Consider the following 20682-nt stretch of genomic DNA (forward strand, 5'->3'; position numbering starts at 1 on the left):
ACATATCATCATCCTATAGGAGGACAGTTATGAAAGGTTTTGCGATGCTTAAATTGGGCGAAACGGGTTGGATCGAAAAAGAACGCCCCGTATGCGGCCCGCTTGATGCAATTTGTAAGCCGTTAGCTCTTGCTCCGTGTACATCCGACGTACATACCGTATGGGAGGGAGCAATCGGCGAACGGCATAATATGATTTTAGGACACGAAGGCTGCGGCGAAGTTGTCGAAGTCGGTTCTCTAGTAAAAGATTTTAAACCGGGCGACAAGGTCTTGGTTCCTGCGATTACTCCCGATTGGAATTCGCTGGAAGCGCAGGCAGGGTATTCGATGCACTCAGGCGGTATGCTTGCCGGTTGGAAGTTTTCGAACTTTAAAGACGGTGTATTCGGCGAATACTTCCATGTCAACGATGCTGACGGAAACCTCGCGCATATTCCGGACGGAGTAAAAATCGAACATGCACCGATGCTGTCCGACATGGTTCCTACCGGATTTCATGGCGCCGAGCTTGCCGATGTTCAGTACGGAGATTCGGTACTGGTAATCGGTATCGGCCCGGTCGGTTTAATGTCCGTTGCGGGAGCCGAATTGCGCGGCGCTTCAAAGATTTATGCGGTAGGTACCCGCCCCGCCTGTATTGCAGCGGCAAAGTTCTACGGCGCAACCGATATTATCAGCTACAAGAACGGCCCAATCGATAAGCAAGTGCTCGACCTTACCCACGGTAAAGGCGTAGACAAGGTTATTATCGCAGGCGGCACCGTTGATACTTTTGACGAAGCCGTTAAAGCGTTAAAGGCCGGCGGCAAAATCGGAAACGTCAACTATCTCGGATCAGGCGTTTCCATCAAGATTCCGCGCGTAGAATGGGGTGTCGGAATGGGACACAAGCAGATCAACGGCGGGTTAATGCCCGGTGGACGCCTCCGCATGGAAAAACTGAGCAGCCTCGTTGCAGTCGGTAAGCTTGACCTGTCAAAGCTCATCACCCATACCTTCAAGGGCTTTGAGAATGTCGAAAAAGCGCTCTATCTAATGAAGGATAAACCGGCCGACTTAATCAAACCGGTTGTTATCATCTAAAGCCGGCACTAGCCTTTGCGCGGATACTGAGCTAAAAAATACCGTCGGCCGATTCGAATATGAATTGACCGACGGTATTTGTTTTATTCGTGCGGAGGGTTTAATACCCCGACGCTTGGCGTCGTAACAAAGGGTATTGAAGCCGACTGCAACCACCTTATGAGAACAACAACCCCGACGCAAGCGTCGGGGTTGTTGATACTGTAAATATTTTTCTGTTATGAAGATTTTTGTGATTTCGGGCTTTTTAGGAGCCGGTAAAACGACCTTTATTCAAGCGCTTTCCCAAAAAACAGGCATAGACTTTGCCGTTATGGAAAACGAGTACGGCGAAGCAGGTATCGACGGTGCCCTTTTGAAGCGAGACCGATTAAAGGTGTGGGAGTTGACCGAAGGCTGCATCTGCTGTTCGCTCAAATCCGATTTTGCTTCCTCGATATTGACGATAGCCAATACGCTGGCTCCCGAATATCTCATCGTGGAGCCGACCGGTGTGGGTTTACTCAGCGCGGTGCTGAACAATATCGGTAAAATCGAATATGACCGAATACAGCTCCTTGAGCCGGTTACCGTTGCAGACGTGCATTGTGTTGAGCATTATCTAAAAGAGTTCGGTGACATCTACGCCGACCAGCTGAAAAATACGCCGCGTATTCTTCTCTCTAAAATAGAAAATGCTTCTGCTGAAGAGTTAAACCGTATTACCGCGACACTCCACACGATGAATCCTGATGCGGAAATCCTCAATACCCCGTATCAAAATCAACCTGAGGAATGGTGGCATCGACTGCTGCAAACTCCGCTGAATAAACAGCGTACAATAGTACTCCCTGAAAAAGACCACGCGCCTAATTTGGAAAATATCAGTATTGCCGGCATCACCGTCGATACCGTTAACGAGCTTTTGGAGCTGCTGACTGCATTGCTACGCGGGTACTTCGGCGCTGTCTACCGCGCAAAAGGATTTGTGTCTATCGGCGGACAATGGACAAAATTCGACATTGTCGATAAACAATACACCGTTGCCATTTGCGACCCGATGCCCGAAGCAAAAGCTGTGATAATCGGACAAAAGCTCAATCGTGAACGGCTGCGCAAAGCCTTTACTGCAGCTGCACCTCTATTGTACCGACCGTACACAGCAAATCCGGAAGCGGAATACGTATCGAAGCGCGGGAAGTATTTCCCGTTATCGTCTGTACGGTAACCGTTCCAACGGGAGTAATATGCGCCGTTTGTACCTTATACGGAACATCAACGGTTAAAACGAATTCAGCGTTACGGAGTTCGGCTGCAATCTTTTTTCCGTAAGCAGCACCAATCAGCTCTTCGTATTCCGCAGGCGGTATTGCATCGCCGGTAAACAGCGGAGCCATCAGCATATCGATAAAATCACGGCTTTCCTGCGGCAGCATCTCTAAAAACAATGCGATATTTTTCGGTGAAAGTGTTACCGCAACTTTCCGCTCTTTCATATTATAATTAATAACGTCTTTGAGCAAATCATGATTTCGCGGCACCATGCACACGAGACGTAATCCCATTACCCCTCTTGCGGTAACTTCTTTAACCGCTATCCCCGATTTAGTGAGCGCTTCTTTCAACTCTTGAGTATTGAAAACCGATTGTTCGCCGGTTTGCTCGACTTTTTGTTTCAGCAAATGCGTAATATTCTTTTCTAACAAGCTGCTCGGTATAAATTCCGCAGTGAAGCGGTAATCCGCATTATCCCGTATAACGATATGGGCAGAAGAAGAACAGGCCGCTGTAATGCAAACGGCAGCAAGACAACATAATGTACGAAATAGTATTTTCATAATAACAAATTCTCTTAATCTCAAAGCAACCACACTAGAAGTATTTTAAGAGGTTACTCTTACACCACATCAGACGCTATATGCTGTAATAGATAGAAAAGAAGTGCATGATACTTCCGGCGAGTACAAAGAGGTGCCACACACCGTGCATCCATTTTATTTTTTTCATTGCATAAAAAACGCAACCGATGGTATAGAGCACACCGCCTAAAATTAAAAAACGGAAGCTTAACAAAGGGAGCTGTTCTTTCAACGGCCTTGCGGCAAATATAATCAGCCACCCCATGGGGATATAGGTAACAACCGATAATACGCGCACCCTGCTTCCGAATATCGCATAGAGCACAATACCGACTACCGCTAAACCCCAAATAACACCGAAGATAGACCAACCGACTGCTCCCCGCAATGCTGTGAGACAATAGGCCGTATAGGTTCCAGCGATAAGAATATAAATTGAACAGTGATCGAATATGCCGAATACTTTTTTTGCACCCAGCGGTAAAGCATGATAGAGCGTTGAAAACAAATATAAAATGATTAACGATGCGCCGAATATCGTAAACCCAACAATACACCGCGCTCTATATTCGTCAGGCGCATAACGAACGGCACGAATAATAAGAAGCACCAACCCTGCAATCGAAAGCAAAGTCCCAATACCATGGGTTATAGCATTGACAATTTCCTCTCCTGTTGTATACCGCTTCGTAATTACTTGTGCCATCATATCTCCCATAAAAAAACAAAACACTAAAACTCATCCGTTTTAGTGTTTTATTCCTATAGAATAACGGACTTTTAGTCTTTAATGCTATAGCGCTTCTTAAAGCGGTCGATACGTCCGGCAGTGTCTACCAACTTCTGTTTGCCGGTAAAGAAAGGATGGCACGCAGAGCAAATTTCAACTTTAATATCTTTTTCAGTAGACCGGGTCTGAATAACATTTCCACATGCGCACGTAATCGTTGTTTCTACGTAGTTGGGATGAATATCTTTTTTCATTATAATACCTCTTACACACTGCCCCGAAAGGAGCATTACTATACCGCTTCAGTCTCAATCAGCCGAGACCATATTATTGCATAGTTCCGGAATTCATCAATTTCAAGAACACTTCATTATTCTTACTTTTCTTCATTTTGTCAAGGAGTAAGTCCATAATTTCAAGGTCATCCATCGGATTGATAACCTTCCGCAGCAGCCAAATCCGCTGCAAATCTGCCTCATCAATCAAAAGTTCTTCTTTACGGGTTCCCGACTTCTTGATATTGATTGCAGGGAATATACGGCGGTCGGATAACCTGCGATCCAAATTGATTTCCATATTACCCGTTCCTTTGAATTCTTCAAAGATAACCTCATCCATACGACTGCCGGTTTCTATCAACGCAGTCGCGATAATAGTCAGACTACCGCCTTCTTCAATGTTACGGGCAGCGCCGAAAAACCGTTTGGGCTTATGCAATGCATTCGAGTCAACACCGCCGGACAGCACCTTACCGGAAGTCGGCACCGTTTGGTTATATGCACGGGCAAGACGTGTGATGGAATCAAGTAAAATCACTACATCCTTTTTATGTTCAACCAACCGCTTTGCCTTTTCCAATACCATTTCTGCAACCTGAACGTGCCTTGTCGCCTGTTCATCAAAGGTTGACGAGATAACCTCGCCGCGTACTGTCCGCTCCATGTCGGTAACTTCTTCAGGCCGCTCATCAATCAACAAAACAATCAGATATACTTCAGGATGATTTTGCGTTATAGCATTCGCGATTTGCTGCATCAATATTGTCTTACCGGTACGAGGAGGCGCAACAATCAAAGAACGCTGCCCCTTTCCGATCGGACAGAACAAATCCATAATACGGGTTGAGTAAAGTTCGCTTGTTGTTTCCAGATTGAGTTTTTGACGGGGATACAGAGGGGTAAGGTTATCGAAGGGAATACGGCTTTGAGCAATGGATACATCCTCAAAGTTTACCGATTCAACCCGCAGCAGCGCAAAAAAGCGCTCCCCTTCTTTGGGTGAACGAATTTGTCCGTATACGGTATCTCCTGTTTTAAGATTAAACAACCGTATCTGACTCGGCGAAATGTAAATATCGTCTGATCCGGACAGATAACTATTCTGCGGCGAACGCAAAAAGCCGTATCCGTCCGGCAGAATTTCCAAAGCGCCGGAGGCAAAAATAATTCCGCCGTTTTCCGTATGGTTTTTCAAGATAAAAAAGATAATTTCCTGTTTTTTCATCGCAACCATATCTTCATGCGGTATACCGTACTGCGCCGCTAAATCACGCAGGGCATGCATCCCCATACGCGTCAAATCGTTAATAACCAGTTTCAGTTTATTTTCGTTGTCTTCGGAACTGCTATTTCCATCTACAGCAGCAGCATCTTGTGTTCGATTATAGGTTCTTCGCATAGAAGATTGGCGACGTGGTTTCTTCTCTGCCTCAGGCGCAGTTCCGTCACCGGATGGTTTTCTGCGCATACGCGACCGTACTACTAATTTTTTTTCAGGCTGCTCATCGGATACAATAGGATGTTCAGCATCACTGTCTGTTTGATGCATAGACCGTTCGGTTTCAGGGGACACGGTACCCGCGGCCTCTTGTTGCTCCAGATTCAACTCAGGCTGTCCTGAAAAATCCGGACCGGCTCCGTCAGCAGTAAAAGGCGAACGGCGTACTTTTAAGATTGTCATAAAATTTCTCCATAGTAAATTTTAGTTAAAAAATATCAAGAAGATACGGAGTATTCTCTAAGAAAGATTAGCTTTGATAAGTTGTTTTAGGAAACACTGTGTTTCAAGACAGAAGCTTTTATCAAGACCACACGATCTTGTACATTGCTAACGGCACATTCTATACTACCGACATTTTTTACTTCTGTTTGGAATAACTGCATCCATCGCGGAATGAGTGCTTCCGTTTATCTCACAATAAGACTCACTTACAATAATAGATACCGTTGTAATAAATACCCATTGTGAAATAAGAAATGCCAAAGTTACCACCGATTACTCTACACATTGGATTAACCGGTAACTCCTTTATTCTACCTTTTTATTTTTTATCTTGTCAAGGGGATTATCATAACTCGATTGATTGTGATGTATCCCATTCAGCTGCTGTAACAACATTTGCATTGCAGCAGTATACGTCTGTTCACGGATAGCATCGCGCGTACCGCTAAACAGATACTTTTCAGAATATACGGAAGAAGTATGTTCATTCCCCGCACAGGCAATGCATACCGTACCGACAGGCAGCTGTGGGGTTCCTCCGGCCGGCCCTGCAAGTCCCGTTACTGCAAGGGCATATCCATGTCTGCCTGAAGAATCCGAAGCGATGGTTAATGCCCCCCGAGCCATCGCGGCAGCAGTTTCAATGCTCACTACGCCAAAGCCTTCCAAAACTTCAGCGGGAACATTTAATATATGCTGTTTTGCCTCTACCGAATAGGTAACCCATCCGCCCCAGAAAACAGCGGAAGCTCCCGGTATATCCGTAATGTATTTTGCGATCAAGCCGCCTGTTAATGATTCGGCCGTTGCAAGAAAAAGATTTCTACGTTTTAGTTCGTCAAATATATGATGAATCTGCAAAAACATTAGCCGCGCAGCTTTTGCTTGAGTTGTTCGGGATGCATTGAAAAGAGATTGGCATCAATTCCCGCATTGTCCCGTATCATGTGCACGGCACCCTCAAAGGATACATTGTCTGCAATCTTAATACGGGCAGCATGGACATCCCCATGCACAATACTACCGGCCTTCATCTCTATCTTATCGGCAGCGGTTAAAGAGCCGTATACGGTACCTTCAATAACAATCGAAGCAGCTCTAATATACTGAGTTTTACAAACTGCACCTTTTTCTATCAATAAGAAACCTTGCGCATCTATAGCGCCCGAAAAAGTACCTTGAATATGCAGATCTTCAGTAAATTTCAAAAAACCGTCGAATACCGTCTCTTTCCCTAAAACGGTTAGTTTTTTTTCTTTATCGATTTTTTTCATGCAGTTTTCCTAGAATTGAGTATAGTCCGTACTGAACCGATAATCAAGAGGCAAACAGCGGCTATTGCTGCTGCAAGCCCCAAAATATCTCCCCAAAGCACATACCATGTATTCGAGTTTGTTGTAAACGCGGGAACATCAACACACAAATATCCTTCAATAAACGGCTGCATCATCGCAGTAATATGTCCGTGCGGGTCAATTGCTGCCGTTTGCCCTGATGCTGTTGCCCTCACCATCGGCAGACGAGTTTCTACAGCTCGAAATACACTCATACTTAAATGCTGATATTGGCAGGCAACACTCTTCGCCCATGCATCATTCGACATATTGACAAATAACTTTGCTCCATGACGCGCAAAACGTCTCGTAATATAGCCGAACGTATCTTCGAAGCAAATCGGCACGGAAAAGTCCAATCCGTTCACCGAAAAAACCGTTGGATCGGTTCCTTTTTCCCAAAAATGGGTATCGTTTGCAACCAATGCCTCATAAATAGCGGGAAAAGTTTTTTTATACGGGAAATGTTCGGTAAAAGGCACCAAATGCATCTTTCGATACCGATCGGGACGAGGCGGCAATACGTTTTCGTGGGGACGAAAAAGTAAAGCGGCATTATAATCGAGCCTATCCGGTAACCCCTCTTCAGTTACCGCTTTGACGGCATCATCATTTCCAATTAAAAACGGCACCGGCTGCGCATCCACATAGGTTAGAAGTTCGTGTACAAGCTCAAAGCTGTTTCTATCTTCACGGTACCGATAATGCCAATCGATACGGGGTATAAAAGCTGTCTCCGGCCATACGACAAGCGCAAGATTGGGATTATCGGCAATTGCTTGATCCGATAGTTTTTTTAGTGTGTTAAAATCCCTTCTATATGCTTCCAGTCCTCCTACCCACGGATCGGAGTTCGGCTGAATAAGCGCAATACGGGTAGTCGGCAGCTCGTTATAATCCCTCTGAACTGACACACCGTAAATCAGCGCACCAATCATACAAAGACACCAGATTAACGCGGAAACACGCTCCCGATATGCAAAGGCGCGGAAGCCGTGCAGCCAGTTCCGCAGAGGCTCCTTGCAATAAGGTTTTATTCCGGCAGCTATCCATGCAGAAGGGAAGCAAACCAATGCCGAAACTCCCCACACACCGAAAACCGATGCAATCTGAATGAGCGGTATAAACTGCCACTGCGAATAGCCTACCAAACCATACGAGAAACCGAGGAATCCAAGTGTCTTAATATACTCGTATCCGATCCAAATCAGCCATTGTACGATAAAACCGTATCGAGGAAAACAGATATCGGCTAATTTAAGCAGGGGAACCGTTAACATATAGTAAAAAAAGTATTCCAGTGCAACAATATACATTGCAAGAGGGTGAAATCCCCACAGCCAATAACTAAAAATACAATAATTAAGAACGCCGTAAATTCCGCCCCACAAAAAAGAAGAAGGGAGCGAAATTCTACGGACTAAAATGAAAAGCGGTATAAAAATAATATAGGCAAGAAACGGCAGCCCTGTTGAGATCAAAAAACCGGGCTGCGAAAAAGCAAAAAGCGCAGAAGAACTTACAAGCAGGGCTGCATTAACACCCCAATAGGCAAGACTTCTACTTCTTTGCATTCGGAACCTTCTTCCCTACAAGCGGACGCACAGCTGCGCTCAATATCTTTCCCGGCCGAAATACAACTACCGAGTGATCCGCAGTATCAACCAATGCTCCCGTTTTGGGATTCCGCATTCCCTTTCGCCCCTTACGGAATTGTACCGAGAATGTACCGAAACCACGAATTTCTATTGTTTCACCTCGCTGCAGAGCGTCAAACATTTCCGAAAAGAACAAATCACTGATAGAATGAATATCCTTCAACATATGATCTGTTTTTTTATAAATTGCATCGACAATGCCTGTTTTTGTTTGTTTACTTACCTGTTTATGTTTACTCATCTTTAACCTTCCAGACGAAATACAAAATTTTTCTTAAAAGCAACCTTGGTAAGACAGCAATATAAATAACCGGCTATAACAAAAAACCGGCTGCTGTTTTAAAAGGTAGAAGCGTAAGGAGATGTCATTTATATTATATTACCCGTTATCCTCATTGCATTCCATCACTAAGTACCGGCAAATAGAAACACATATAGCAACACTTTCCGTCATTCTAACGATAAAACCAAAAAAGGATAAGGGATAATGAAAATGTAAAAAGATAAATACGCTATTTTTGTGAAAAAGTTACATTATACAACTTTTGCATACGAGACTTTTTTCGTGCAGCAGCATTTTTTGTAATAATTCCCTTCCGAGCAGCGCTATCAAGCTGATGCGCAAGTTCTTTTAATAACGTCATAGCAGATTCGGCATTTTTTTCAACAACAGCAAGTGTATATTTTTTAGCACATGTACGTGCTGCCGACTTCACCGATTTATTATGGATACGGCGTACTTCACTCTGTTTATGACGTTTTATAGCAGATGCATTATTTGCCATTTAAAAACCTCCAATAAAATTATTAGCATACAATACAGAATAATGATATTAAACCATATCAATCTTTTTTGCAATAGCTGCTCGTAATTTCTTTTCTTCTTCTACAGGGAGCCCAAGTGAGGCAGCATTATCAAGATCATGCAAGGCCAAGATAAGTTGATTTTCTTGAAAATAAGCCAGTGAACGCCTAAAATATACATGCGCTTGATATCCGTTTATTTCAAGAGATTTTGTAAACATCGTTATTGCCTCTGAATTTTTATCCATCATCATCAATACGATACCTGCATAATAATATGAGCGGAAATTCTGAGGATTTTCATCCAGACTGGCACAAAAATCCTTATATGCACTGTCATATGCACCTTGAGCAAAAAAAGCCATACCGCGATGCTTATAGACAATGGATGCTACCAATGTATTCGGTTTTTGATTTAAGATTTTCGTATATAATGCTTCCGCCGTTGGAAAATCTCCGCAGTTATGTGCTTTGATAGCATGAAAAATCATACTATCAATTGTTTCCAAAGCGGAAGTATTCGCGGAGTTCATATCGGATTTTTCTTCGGCTTCCGAATGATCACCGAGCAATCCATTTGTAAATTCATCGGCACGCAGATAAAACTGTTCACGTCGCCTATCCAGTTCCGTATTCAAGCTGTTTTGAGCATCTCTAATTTCTTGAAAGAGTATATCTGCGAGGCTGAGACTTGCATTAATAGAAGCAAACTTCCGCTTAAGAGGAAAATCAAAGGGGGAAAATTCAAATTTATAAATAAGCTCATGTTCAACTTCTGCCCATGCATCTTGTAAAATTGTTCTAATCTGGACTTCAAAAATTAAATTTTCCGGCAGTAGTAGTCCCACTTTAAAGCTTTCGGGGATATCCGCTAAAACATGAGTAGACTCATAGCCGAATTCACAAAAAGTACGGCCAGCGCCCTTCCGTTCCACCTCTCGAACAGTAAAATTCTTTACGAGAATATTTTCCACTTCGCTGAGATTCTGTAAAAAAGGACATACAATTCGAATACCGATTAAATCGGTTACAAGCGGAAACCGGATTCCCGGATCAGTAGGCGGGAATTTTAATAATTTTTCATAATAACTGTCAAAGCTCTTGACCCTTGTTTTATAGGCAGGTAATGCAGATACTTTAACGATTGATCTTAAATGATCCTCAAGCCGTTTTAATAAGACGGTAAAATGGGGGTGGTACTCATTGTAGTGTTTTTTTAATTGATTTTTATCGGGTATCCACACGGTATTAAATGACATAACCAAATTTAGAACAAAAAAATAGGCGGTACTTATTATTATAGATACCGCCTATTAGTTCATTAGCTTAATGAGCTAGTTATTTGTATTTCCAGCTGCAGCAGAACCTTCAGAAGGAGTGAATCCTGCTTCGGTTGCCATCTTCTCCTGCTCTAAGAAGCGGAGAACTTGGGTCTGACCGAAACGGGCAACTTCACGCTGCATACGCTCATTGCTCAGTTTTGTCTGAATACCCCAGATGTCTTCATCAGCAAAATCGCGTACAGTGTTCAACACAGCCTTATCATAGATAAGCTTGACATCTTTGAAGTAACCTACAAATGCTCCACCTTCATGTGCTGCATCACGGGTAACCAAGAAACCTACAAAGGTGCTATAAGGAAGTGATGTAGGATAAGCAGGATAGATACGAGTTTCACGGCTGCGTACATCGGTCAAATAAGCAGGGTTATTCCACACAAGCTCTTTCCAACCGTCAAACAACAAATATCCCATGAAATAACGCTTTACTTCGTTCTTTTCATTACGGATGAGTACATAAAGCCCATGCGGGAAGTTCATACCATAAGTATTAACTGCAATGGACTTAATAACGCCGGTATTACGAACAACACCGTATCCGTCTTCAAAGCGTCCTTTTCCTGAAGCTTTTTCTTCATCAGTCGGCTCCTGAAGATTGCCTTGATCATCAACCTGCGCAAGCGGTTCATACATCGGTATATCAAAAGTCGGTTCAATTGTTGCACTTGCATTATGCGCCCACAGCGGGAACTCAATGCGTACACCCATTAAGGTTTGACCTGCAAAGTTTTTTGCTTCATCACTGACTTTTGCTTCAGTAGCATGAGAAACGGCAACCGAAGTCGGATTGCGGGAAGATGAGTTCAAAACTACTTCCCACTGACCGATAGCCAAAGATGTTCTCATCAGAGCCTTCTGCTCATCGGTGTAGGTAGAACCTGCGACGGTAGCATAATCCATAACCGTTCTGCGGTTCTGAGTCATAGCACCGTTCTTATCCGCAAGGATATCTGCGTTCAATAACGCAAAGTCAACCAAAATTGCTTCTTCAGCAACCGCAAATGCACCGATAAAGAGAAGTGCAATTGCTACAAGTATGCTTGTTCTTTTCATTCAAAAGCTCCTTTTCCATTGTTAAGAATGCCCTGTTGAAAATAAGTATACGAAAGATACCTATTCTTGTCAACTCTTTTTATTATCGGTTGAAATATGGGAATTTTTTACATAGATCGGCATACCATCGATATAAAAATAAACGGTAGTGATATTTTTACAGTTTACCGCAATATTTTTCCGGAACAAAGTATAAACGGTATAAAAGTCGGGCGTTTTAACATTCGGCGTTAAGACTTGAGCAGGAAAATCAACATATAATGCCTTATCACGCACAAAACAGCTGCGGGGTAGTAGTTCGGGATCGGCAAAACGTAAAAAACGGTGATCGGCAGGACCGAGCAGCAACTCATTTACGAGAGACACTGCAAACTCCGGCTCTGACAACGGCGGTAAATACCGTTCTTCAATACCGGTACCGCCATCATTTTGCGGAAAATACAACAAAGTACGCGTTTGTTTAGGACTTGTCATATACGATAAAAACAACACTCCGGCGATTACACTGAGCAGCAGCCAGCATACCATCCTCGGTTTTGTAAAAAAGTTCATATTTTACCTTACCTATTGACCCTCGAAGCGAGAGATAAATGCAGTGAGACCATTATATATTCCTTGTGCGCATCTTTGCAAGTAGGAAGGAGTGTTGAGGCGTTTTGCTTCTTCGGGATTGGTCACAAAGCCCAGCTCGATGAGTACGCTCGGCATCTTTGCATTCCGCACGACAAACCATTCCTTTTCTTTTAAACCGCGGTTTTTACTCTCTTTACCGATTTGAGCCTCCAGTCCGTCGGAAATATTCTTGGCGATCAAAATACTTTCGGTAGAAAATTCTTCTTCAAGCATTATATTTAAAATATGAGCAATCTCTTTTGATGTTGCATTTTTATCGATTACATCGCGCCGATAATCGGTAGGCAAATACCAGATCTCAAAACCATAAGGAGCCTTGTTAAACGGAGATGCATTTGCATGTATCGAAATATAGAGGATGGCTTCATTCTTCTTGAGGGAAACTTTATTCGCCATTTCGACCCGCTCCTCCAAACTGGGATATGTATCATCGGAACGAGTCAGCAGGATTTTTTTATCGGGATAGGTTTTGCATAACATATCATAGAGAGAAAGCGAAACGGTTAACGCAATATTTTTCTCGTAGACAGGAATAGTTTTACCGTTTTCAACGTAAGAACCGATGGTACCGGGATCTTTTCCTCCATGACCGGGATCGATAAGAATTGCACCGACACGGAAAAACGAACCGGTATCAAACTGCTTAAAAAAATCTTCCAGCTGCGTAAAAAGCGCTGCGGAAAGCTGAGGCTGAGCATTTGTTCCCATCAGAGGAGCTTGAGTGATTATCGTTTCATGGTAGTCAAAAAACACAAGCGGCATACCAACCCGGCACTGTGCCGTATGGTCTCCGACCGTAAACGTAATTTCCTGTGACAGCGGATTCCATGACAGGTCGGCGCCAAGTGACTTTGCCGCGTCAAGTGCGGAAACGGTTTTCTCCGCAGCGAAAGCGGGGACAATACCCAATAAAAAGAGGAAAATACCGGCAATAAAAAGAGTGCTGTTATGCCTTTTCACAGTCATACCGATAGAGTAATCCTTGCAGTCCGCCGCGGATAAGCGCCTTCCAATATCCGTTCTTTCGCTGCACATCTACCGAGGAGGGGACATCGCTTTCTGCCGGAGACACATCACTCACTGTACTCCTTTCCGGCGAACCGGAAATGCCCAGTATGGAAGCCAATCCCGGCTCCTCCTCAAGCGCTTGACGCAGCAATTCCCTCAGCGGCCTGCCTTGCAGATCGCGGGCGGCACCAAGCGCTGCCGCTAAAAAGTACGGCAGTACAAAGCCTTCTTTTTCTTCGTAAACGGCATCCGCAAGTAACCGGTCAAAAAAAGCGCTTGAGGCTGCTGAAAAACCTCCGCTGCGTTGCCCCTTACAATCCGCCGTAGGAGCCGCGGTAAGAACCTCGGCAGCTACCTTTGCCGCAGACTCGGCGCCGGCAAGCGGTTCCGTAAATTGCAAAAAATTCGGTGGAAAGGTCTGCTGTTCCGCCGGGAAGCGCAGCTCCGCCAAAAAAGCATCGGTTTCCGCAACATGGGGTTTAAGCCGCAGTACGATTTTACGGCAGGCTGCCTCGCTTGCCAGCACCGCTTCCCGGCGGCTCGGCGCAGCGCTCAGTACATTGCCGCATTTTTCCACATTGTTCTGCGGGAATACCACCGTATCTCCTACGCCGGCACGGGGAAACACATCTTTGACGAAGGGCGCTGCGCGTGCGGCTTCCAAGCCGCTGACGGCCGCCACCTGCCCGGGAATGGAAATCCAGGCTCGTTCCGCAGACACAAACTGACAGTTTTGCTTGAGTGGAATAACGAAAGAATCCTTCCCGCACGTATGCAGCCGGGGCGAGCCGCCGAGTGCAAGGGTCAACGCTGCCTCCGTAATATCCAAGCCGCAGCTGTAAGGTACCGTCCAGCCGGACATATAGCCGCCGGAAAGGCGGGCGGCGATCTCTCCGACAAAGGCCTTACCGTTCCGCACCAAAATATCGCCCTTCACTGCTCCGTCGGTTAAGCCGAGCGCATGAACACCGCGCTCAAACACCGATATAACCTCATCGGCAATTTCTTGCGGGCATTCCGACGGGATCGTATGCCCCATCTCGATAAAATACGGGGGAAAAAAGATATGCCGGTCGGCAAGCGCGGTGATGTACAGCCGCCCGTCGAAAACCAGCCCTTCAATCGAAAATTCACTTCCTTCTATGTATTCTTCAACGATGACGCGCCCGCTGCGCGAATACCGCGATGCGGTTTCCGCAGCTTCCCGCAATCCGGAAAGCTCCTGAACCAGCGAGCAACCGCGGGCGCCCATGTTATCGACGGGCTTAACTACCAGCGGAAAACGCCCTGCGAGCTCTCCGAGCCGCCGTTTAAGTGCATCAGCCACGGCTGTATCCGCATCACTGCATCGGGAATTCTCCACAGCACCAACCGGAGCTGCAAGGTCGGCGGTGGTCAGTTCGATAAAAGCGGGAGACGGTACGCCGGCTTTGCGGAAACATTCCCTCATCCGTACCTTATCCGTCGCATTGAGCGCTGCTTCGAGCGTGTGCCCGCGCAAGCCGCAGGCAGCAGCAATCGCGGCAACTGCGGCGGAGAAATCCGTCGCGGCGGTAAATACCGCATCGAGTCCGCCGTTTTGCTGTAAATACCGCGCATAGTCGATAAGGCGCGCGGTATCTTTTAAATCGATGCATACGAACTCGTCGGCTTCCGCTGCACATACCGCGGACGGATTTCCGTCGGCTGCAACAACGGTGCAGCCGAGTGCGCGGGCTGCACGTATCGCAACACCCTGCATAAAACCTGCGCCGAGCATAAACACCCGTTTTTTAGTCATCAAACGCTCCCATAAAAAGTCAAGAAGAAAGTTTCAACTTTCGATTGACTTTTTACGCACGTTCGCAACGAAGTGAGAACGTGCATATAATAATACAAGTTTGCGCTTGTGCAAACTTGTGTAAACCAAAGCCGTGCTATTTGTACGGCTTTGGTTTACATGCCCATCTTTACCGCATAAATTTCCATACTGTCCCCAAGCTTAAAGAGCTTACTAACCAGCATCAGTATATTCCAGCGAAAGCCGCCTTTTTTTATCTTGGCCGCATGGGGAAAACGCTCCGGATGATGCCCAATGGATACAATTTTTTTTACGGTAAAACCGTAGCGTTCCAGTTGTTTTTTTGCCTGCCGTCTATCCCAAATAGTATAATGGTCGGTCGGACTCTGCGAAAAAAAGAGGCGGCGGTTCCACCGGCCGGTAACGCCCGACAGTGCAGGCGTAGAAAAAGCAAAAATTCCGCCCCCGATCAAAAGATCGGAAACCTTCTGCAGCACCGAATTCAAATCCTGAAAATGCTCGATAACAAACCACATCGTTACCGCAGAAAAACCGCCTGCTTCAAGCGGAATACTGAGCGGCTGATTATGCTGTTCGGTGAATGTTTTTTCAACCGTAAAAGAAAACCGTGCCGGAAGTACCGGGAAGGGCGCCTGACACGCAGGGAGCTGCAGCGTCTTGCAAACATAGTGCACCGCTTCCGCTGAAATATCGGTTCCCACCGGATTCCACCCGGACTCCTTTGCGGCTGCAAGGAAGGGACCATAGGCGCAACCCACATCGAGAATCCGCTTTGTACCGTGATGAAGGCCTTCAAACAGCGATTCTTCCTTGCCTCCATTAAAGACCTTTGCATAGATTGCATTGATGATCGACATCCGCCGTAACCCCTGCCGTTTAATCGATTCAAAGTCCTCCAGATAGGTTTTTCCGTACTGCGCTTGATATTCTTCAAAAAAATACTGTTCGCTGTAGTCCTTTTTTTCGGCAGCAATAAACGACGGATAGTACATCCCGCAGACGGGACAACGCGAAACAGTCTTATTCTCTGCCCTGCCTTCCGGAGGCAGTGAAGACGGTTCATCGCAGAGCGGACAACGGTGCGCGGTTGCCGTAGAAAGCTTCAAGATAAACTCGGCAAGGCTTTTTTCTTTTGACTGCGGTGTAACGATGGAAGGAATATCGATACCTGCCTTGAACAACGCTTTAATATCCTGAGCGGCCGGCATACCGGCGGACAGTGTGGAAAATCCCGCATTGAGTCCCAGCCGATAATGATAATCGGTCGGAGAAACAAGAATAACCGCACAACCTGCGGCGAGCGCTTCAAAGGCGGTAAAGCCGTAGTGTGTTACCACGATATCCCATTCGCAGAGCCTATCCCGCAGATTTTCTAAATAAGGATAGACATAGAGGTTCATCTTTTGCTGCGAATATTTCTTTTCATTGGGCTCAATAACGGACACTTCCGCACCGAGCTCAGCAAAGATATGAGCAAGCGGAAGCCCCATATGAGCGGCATCTTCTCCGCCGCAGACAATCAAGAGCTTTGCATTTTCAATGGGAAAAAAGTATTTCCCGTTCTTTTCGTATTTTTTTAAAGCCCCGTCCCGCTTCCGCTTCTGCGGCAACGCAATAAAGTTAACTTCGGTGAGATTCGCCCTAAGCGCTTCAACCGATTCAGTATGATCCGTAGTATGTTCGGAGCGATCGGCGGTACGATTTCTCGATGGTTGCGAAGAATTTGAAGCACTTGATGAATCCGACGAAGGCTTCGGCACCGATACGTCAGGCAAGTCAATGGGATGAGGTAAAGCAGGAAGAATATCGATCAGATAGTCGACAAAAGCCCTCCCCTCGCCTCCTTCATCCAAGGCGACGACCGGTGCAATTTTTTTAAGCTGCCGCACTTCTTCCGCCTGTGTCCTAAAATTATCGAGGATAAAGACACATGTTTGCTCGGGAATTTCATTGACGGTGTCAATATTCCCCATCTTTTTAATGATATCCTGCACAAATGAAGGCTCAGATGCTGCACCGAGATACAACACTGCGCGCAACTGAGGAGCAAGCTCTTGCATCAAGCTGCACACACGGCGGAGATGTCCCGTTCCCTGCCCTTCCCGTACCGACGGAACAAACACGGCAATTCTACCGGCATATCGGCATGCCTTCATAACTGCGGACGCAGACGGAGGTATTACGGCTTTTTCCCTTTGCAGATATTGCATCATCAATTCCGCACATTCAAAATCATCCTTCGTATCGACTGTTGTCCGCAAGTGCGGCGCATACCACCGCAATGGAGCGGTTTCTTTTACACAGATAAAAGTATCGGTATGCCGATACAAGGCGGGGCCGACGTGTTCATGATCATACGCATCATCGGTGAGCCGTTCTGCGGTAAGAAGGCTCTTTGCCTTTATAATTTCGACGCCGCTGCCGTGCGGAAGACCTGTGTAGGTAAAATAATCAGGCTCACCAAGTTCCACAAACCGCTTAACGGAAGCTTCGGCGGCTTCGGTAAACAAAAAGGGATTATCGCCCGTTGCACGGATAATCGTTGTAATGGGACGGAGCGAAGTTTCAAACTGCCTGATAACCGAACAAAAACGGCCGAGTACATCGGTCTCCGAACCGCTGATGAGAGTATAATGGAATTGTTCTGCAATCGGTGCAAAATCAGCCGCGGAAGCACGGTCGCAAGCAAGGATGTACCGCTCCGCCGGAATCTCCCGCATTGCTTCAAGCGTATAGGCAAGAAGCGGTTTGCCGCAAAGGTTCAACAGCGCTTTACGCGGCAGCCGTGAAGAATTGAGGCGTGCTTGTACAACAACGGCAACACCTGAATAAACACTCATATAAAAGGCTCCCAATGCTCTATTAATGTACGGGCGGTGGTTATAAACCGATTTTTATTCAGTTGAGTCCATCGCCGTGCTTCAGAAAAATGCTGCCATGCATGCAGCGGATTTAAACCTGAGTTATGCAGATAGCTCCAGAATAACTTACAAGGAATAGCAGCCTCCCCGTCCGTCAATTCCGGTGCAAGGTTTTTAAGATAAAACTGCCGATACGAGGCATCAACGGAAATATCCTCAGGAGGAGGCTCGCCCTCATAGTGAATCCGGAACGAAGTAAAGATCCGTATCGACTCTCCCCAAAGGTGAGCACGAAAACCGAAATCGAGATTTTGCCAATACGGATTCTGAATCGTATAATCGAAACCGCCGAGCTGCATACACTTATTTCTACTATAGATTCCCATAAAATCATAGGGATAAATAGTTGCCGTCTTATTTTTGATACAGGAAAGCTGTTCAGTCGAAAATCGATTTCCATTCAGGCTGGGAACCATTTGGTTTGGTACCGCTTCACCCCGCACATTTGCCAACACAGGCGCTGCACAAAATAAATGCTCTTGTTTAATCTTTTCAAGTACCCGCTCGGTAAAACTTCCCGGTGGAATACGTGTATCGTTCCATAATACCATAACATATGGAGCGGACGTCTCGGCAAAGCCGAGATTAATCATCTCCCCGACGGTGAGTTTTTCTTGGGGAAATAAAAAGCGTACTTGCGGAAATTTTCCCGTGAGGCTTTCCATGTCACTAACATCAGCACTTGACTCTATCGAAATAACAGAGGTAAATCCTTCAGCTAACAACTGCTCAAAAAAGAGCTGCCGATAATACTTTCTGCCGCGGTTTAACACTAGAACGCAAAAGTCTTCTGTCTTATCTTTTCCCCGATACTGCATACCGCCGATAATGGTATGAGAAACTTTCCGTTCGTTAAAAGTTGTAGGTATAGTATTCGTCACAATGTTCACATACCCCCTTATAACAGGATTGTATCTGATCGGAGTACAAACGCCGGCCGTTTTCCCAAATCGTTTCAAGCGGCATCGTAAAGGCATTACCGAGTACAACCGAACGGCTGACATCTTCTTTACAAAGCGGAACGGTTCCATCCGTACAAATAGACAAATCACGCTTGAGGTGCCAACAGGGATGCCGCTTCAACGGAGAAATATCGGCAGGACGGCGGTCTGGAAGAGTCCCGCAGAGATGGTCATATTTTTGAATAAGCGGCTTTGCCTCCCGTTTTTCCCATAAGCGGTAAAAAGGCTCCAATTCCGCTTCATTTTCGTTCATACGTGTCATCTGTACCCACACAGCCTTTGGGAACACTGTTGCAAGGTGGTCGGCAAACGTCGCAGCTTGCTTTAAACACCGTTCGGCATCCTCATCGGGAAGCTGATGCACGGTGCCGTACGTTTTTGAACCGGCCGCATCGATATCGACAATCCAGTAAATCGGCAAGCGTCCGTTACTTCTCGGCGGTACATCCCTGCAAACTTGAGCAAGCCGGTCAAAATATTCAAGATTAGTCGTGATATTTTCTACGACACCACTCGTTTCTATCAATACTGAAAGATTCCGATGGTTCAATATCAGTGCTATAATCGTGGCAAAATGAGGATGCAAGAGCGGTTCCCCATAGAGCGACAGCGAAATAACGGCGCTTTCGGAAAAAGCGGCAATCGCATCGATGAGCCGAGCGGCAGCTTCAAAGTCCATACAGCAAGAATCATCAAATTTTTCAGGGAACAGCTTAGGGCGATAGATGGAACGCAAAGGGTGATAGGCAATGAGTTCAATCCCGTAGTAGGCAGGCAATGAACGCAGATACTCTTGCCGCTCGGTGATATATGCCGCATAGTTCTCCGCAGTGATGCCGGTAAAATGACTGCACAAAAGCCATGAGGCCTTGGTGTCGGTATAAAAAGCGAGCCGCAGGTACCGCATATCTTCGGGCGCAATCATCGTTTCCAAGTCGTAAGAATTTATATCTTTTTTAACGGTATCAAACAGAAAAGAGCGATTAAGCGGAACCTCCGCTGCAAAAGGCAGCGCTGCTAATATGGGGACCAGACCTGCCGAAACGATTTGCGGAAGCAGCCCCTCAGGATATCCATCCGCAAAGCTGTATTCCGCCTTATAGGTACAATGCTGAGCATAGAGCTGCGCCGCACCCGCGCTGTCTAAAAAAGGAGCATCAGCCCATGCAATAAAGACATGATCAGCTTCCGCTGCGAAAGGGATAAGCGCCTTAAAAAAAGCAGCAGCGGTCTCCTCTGCAACCGGAATAATCCGCACCGGCGGCAGGGCGGAAGGCCACACATCATCGCAGTATTTTTGAATTGCAGCGCATTGCTCGGCTGCTGCAGTTATAATAGTACCTGCATAATCGGGAAAATGACTTGTACGCTCCAATGCGGAAGCAAGAGCGGTACAACCGCCTTGGGTAAGCGGCCGCAGCGCATAATCGGAAATACCGTTCGCAGCCAGCACAACAAAAGATTTCATACTCTCCAATATCGGCATAAAATCTCCTTCGGTAAACTGCTGCAAG

18 protein-coding genes and 1 pseudogene are annotated in these 20682 nt (G+C 45.9%); 2 read left to right on the forward strand and 17 right to left on the reverse strand.

Annotated elements, in window-relative coordinates; translation table 11 throughout:
* Positions 1-29 precede the first annotated feature (29 nt).
* Both E4N66_RS08195 and E4N66_RS08200 read left to right on the forward strand, forming a co-directional pair.
* Positions 30-1085 (forward strand): NAD(P)-dependent alcohol dehydrogenase, encoded by a 1056-nt coding sequence (locus E4N66_RS08195; RefSeq protein ID WP_044012896.1) that lies wholly within the window; start codon positions 30-32, stop codon positions 1083-1085.
* 220 nt (positions 1086-1305) lie between these two features.
* Positions 1306-2292 carry a CobW family GTP-binding protein gene (locus E4N66_RS08200; protein ID WP_253727618.1) on the forward strand — a complete coding sequence of 329 codons (987 nt, stop codon included), beginning with the start codon at positions 1306-1308 and terminating at the stop codon, positions 2290-2292.
* Here E4N66_RS08200 and E4N66_RS08205 read toward each other — a convergent pair.
* The 17 genes and pseudogenes from E4N66_RS08205 to E4N66_RS08285 all read right to left on the reverse strand — a co-directional run bounded on the left by E4N66_RS08205 (position 2189) and on the right by E4N66_RS08285 (position 20654).
* Positions 2189-2902, reverse strand: a complete 714-nt coding sequence (locus E4N66_RS08205) for a hypothetical protein (protein WP_253727619.1) — start codon at positions 2900-2902, stop codon at positions 2189-2191. The two genes, E4N66_RS08200 and E4N66_RS08205, sit on opposite strands and share 104 nt — an antisense overlap.
* 76 nt (positions 2903-2978) lie before the next feature.
* Entirely contained in the window at positions 2979-3629 is a 651-nt protein-coding gene (locus tag E4N66_RS08210) for a PAQR family membrane homeostasis protein TrhA (protein ID WP_371922463.1), read from the reverse strand.
* A gap of 74 nt (positions 3630-3703) precedes the next feature.
* A complete protein-coding gene (rpmE, locus tag E4N66_RS08215) occupies positions 3704-3907 on the reverse strand; it encodes a 50S ribosomal protein L31 (RefSeq protein WP_044012901.1) in 204 nt (67 codons plus the stop codon).
* Positions 3908-3980: 73 nt separating this feature from the next.
* Positions 3981-5246, reverse strand: a pseudogene (gene rho / locus E4N66_RS08220) (transcription termination factor Rho); the annotation flags it as partial.
* Positions 5247-5960: 714 nt separating this feature from the next.
* On the reverse strand, positions 5961-6521 hold the full coding sequence (locus E4N66_RS08225; RefSeq protein ID WP_235619730.1) for a CinA family protein: 561 nt from the start codon (positions 6519-6521) through the stop codon (positions 5961-5963).
* Entirely contained in the window at positions 6521-6928 is a 408-nt protein-coding gene (locus tag E4N66_RS08230; RefSeq protein ID WP_016524026.1) for a bactofilin family protein, read from the reverse strand. The genes E4N66_RS08225 and E4N66_RS08230 overlap by 1 nt, the downstream gene beginning before the upstream one ends.
* A complete protein-coding gene (gene lnt, locus E4N66_RS08235; RefSeq protein ID WP_253727622.1) occupies positions 6925-8562 on the reverse strand; it encodes an apolipoprotein N-acyltransferase in 1638 nt (545 codons plus the stop codon). The genes E4N66_RS08230 and lnt overlap by 4 nt, the downstream gene beginning before the upstream one ends.
* The gene (locus E4N66_RS08240; protein WP_253727623.1) at positions 8549-8887 is read right to left on the reverse strand and encodes an HU family DNA-binding protein; all 339 of its coding nucleotides are present in this window, start codon (positions 8885-8887) and stop codon (positions 8549-8551) included. Before E4N66_RS08240 ends, lnt begins: the two co-directional genes overlap by 14 nt.
* A gap of 271 nt (positions 8888-9158) precedes the next feature.
* Positions 9159-9431 carry a 30S ribosomal protein S20 gene (rpsT, locus tag E4N66_RS08245; protein WP_044012910.1) on the reverse strand — a complete coding sequence of 91 codons (273 nt, stop codon included), beginning with the start codon at positions 9429-9431 and terminating at the stop codon, positions 9159-9161.
* A gap of 48 nt (positions 9432-9479) precedes the next feature.
* The gene (locus E4N66_RS08250) at positions 9480-10709 is read right to left on the reverse strand and encodes a (p)ppGpp synthetase (RefSeq protein WP_044012913.1); all 1230 of its coding nucleotides are present in this window, start codon (positions 10707-10709) and stop codon (positions 9480-9482) included.
* Between the two features lie 75 nt (positions 10710-10784).
* Positions 10785-11843: a flagellar filament outer layer protein FlaA gene (locus E4N66_RS08255; protein ID WP_044012915.1), complete on the reverse strand. Its 1059-nt coding sequence runs from the start codon at positions 11841-11843 to the stop codon at positions 10785-10787.
* Between the two features lie 69 nt (positions 11844-11912).
* Entirely contained in the window at positions 11913-12395 is a 483-nt protein-coding gene (locus tag E4N66_RS08260) for a GerMN domain-containing protein (RefSeq protein ID WP_253727624.1), read from the reverse strand.
* A 12-nt stretch (positions 12396-12407) separates the two neighbouring features.
* The gene (locus tag E4N66_RS08265) at positions 12408-13442 is read right to left on the reverse strand and encodes an N-acetylmuramoyl-L-alanine amidase (RefSeq protein ID WP_044012920.1); all 1035 of its coding nucleotides are present in this window, start codon (positions 13440-13442) and stop codon (positions 12408-12410) included.
* Positions 13423-15264 (reverse strand): ATP-grasp domain-containing protein, encoded by a 1842-nt coding sequence (locus E4N66_RS08270; RefSeq protein WP_253727625.1) that lies wholly within the window; start codon positions 15262-15264, stop codon positions 13423-13425. Before E4N66_RS08270 ends, E4N66_RS08265 begins: the two co-directional genes overlap by 20 nt.
* A 155-nt stretch (positions 15265-15419) precedes the next feature.
* Positions 15420-18125 carry a cytidylyltransferase domain-containing protein gene (locus E4N66_RS08275; protein ID WP_253727626.1) on the reverse strand — a complete coding sequence of 902 codons (2706 nt, stop codon included), beginning with the start codon at positions 18123-18125 and terminating at the stop codon, positions 15420-15422.
* Complete coding sequence (locus E4N66_RS08280) at positions 18122-19087, reverse strand: glycosyltransferase family protein (RefSeq protein WP_044012926.1); 966 nt, start codon at positions 19085-19087, stop codon at positions 18122-18124. The genes E4N66_RS08275 and E4N66_RS08280 overlap by 4 nt, the downstream gene beginning before the upstream one ends.
* The gene (locus E4N66_RS08285) at positions 19059-20654 is read right to left on the reverse strand and encodes a spiro-SPASM protein (protein WP_253727627.1); all 1596 of its coding nucleotides are present in this window, start codon (positions 20652-20654) and stop codon (positions 19059-19061) included. The genes E4N66_RS08280 and E4N66_RS08285 overlap by 29 nt, the downstream gene beginning before the upstream one ends.
* Positions 20655-20682 lie beyond the last annotated feature (28 nt).

Source organism: Treponema sp. OMZ 857, from assembly GCF_024181085.1.
Classification (GTDB): Bacteria; Spirochaetota; Spirochaetia; order Treponematales; family Treponemataceae; genus Treponema.

Bases quoted from the DNA above. Each gene is read 5' to 3' on its own strand.
- E4N66_RS08255 (WP_044012915.1), bottom strand. From the start codon at position 11,843: ATGAAAAGAACAAGCATACTTGTAGCAATTGCACTTCTCTTTATCGGT.
- E4N66_RS08265 (WP_044012920.1), bottom strand. From the start codon at position 13,442: ATGACTGTGAAAAGGCATAACAGCACTCTTTTTATTGCCGGTATTTTC.
- E4N66_RS08205 (WP_253727619.1), bottom strand. From the start codon at position 2,902: ATGAAAATACTATTTCGTACATTATGTTGTCTTGCTGCCGTTTGCATT.
- rpsT (WP_044012910.1), bottom strand. From the start codon at position 9,431: ATGGCAAATAATGCATCTGCTATAAAACGTCATAAACAGAGTGAAGTA.
- E4N66_RS08270 (WP_253727625.1), bottom strand. From the start codon at position 15,264: ATGACTAAAAAACGGGTGTTTATGCTCGGCGCAGGTTTTATGCAGGGT.
- E4N66_RS08275 (WP_253727626.1), bottom strand. From the start codon at position 18,125: ATGAGTGTTTATTCAGGTGTTGCCGTTGTTGTACAAGCACGCCTCAAT.
- E4N66_RS08285 (WP_253727627.1), bottom strand. From the start codon at position 20,654: ATGCCGATATTGGAGAGTATGAAATCTTTTGTTGTGCTGGCTGCGAAC.
- E4N66_RS08250 (WP_044012913.1), bottom strand. From the start codon at position 10,709: ATGTCATTTAATACCGTGTGGATACCCGATAAAAATCAATTAAAAAAA.
- E4N66_RS08200 (WP_253727618.1), top strand. From the start codon at position 1,306: ATGAAGATTTTTGTGATTTCGGGCTTTTTAGGAGCCGGTAAAACGACC.
- E4N66_RS08260 (WP_253727624.1), bottom strand. From the start codon at position 12,395: ATGAACTTTTTTACAAAACCGAGGATGGTATGCTGGCTGCTGCTCAGT.
- E4N66_RS08230 (WP_016524026.1), bottom strand. From the start codon at position 6,928: ATGAAAAAAATCGATAAAGAAAAAAAACTAACCGTTTTAGGGAAAGAG.
- E4N66_RS08225 (WP_235619730.1), bottom strand. From the start codon at position 6,521: ATGTTTTTGCAGATTCATCATATATTTGACGAACTAAAACGTAGAAAT.
- lnt (WP_253727622.1), bottom strand. From the start codon at position 8,562: ATGCAAAGAAGTAGAAGTCTTGCCTATTGGGGTGTTAATGCAGCCCTG.
- E4N66_RS08195 (WP_044012896.1), top strand. From the start codon at position 30: ATGAAAGGTTTTGCGATGCTTAAATTGGGCGAAACGGGTTGGATCGAA.
- E4N66_RS08240 (WP_253727623.1), bottom strand. From the start codon at position 8,887: ATGAGTAAACATAAACAGGTAAGTAAACAAACAAAAACAGGCATTGTC.
- rpmE (WP_044012901.1), bottom strand. From the start codon at position 3,907: ATGAAAAAAGATATTCATCCCAACTACGTAGAAACAACGATTACGTGC.
- E4N66_RS08210 (WP_371922463.1), bottom strand. From the start codon at position 3,629: ATGGCACAAGTAATTACGAAGCGGTATACAACAGGAGAGGAAATTGTC.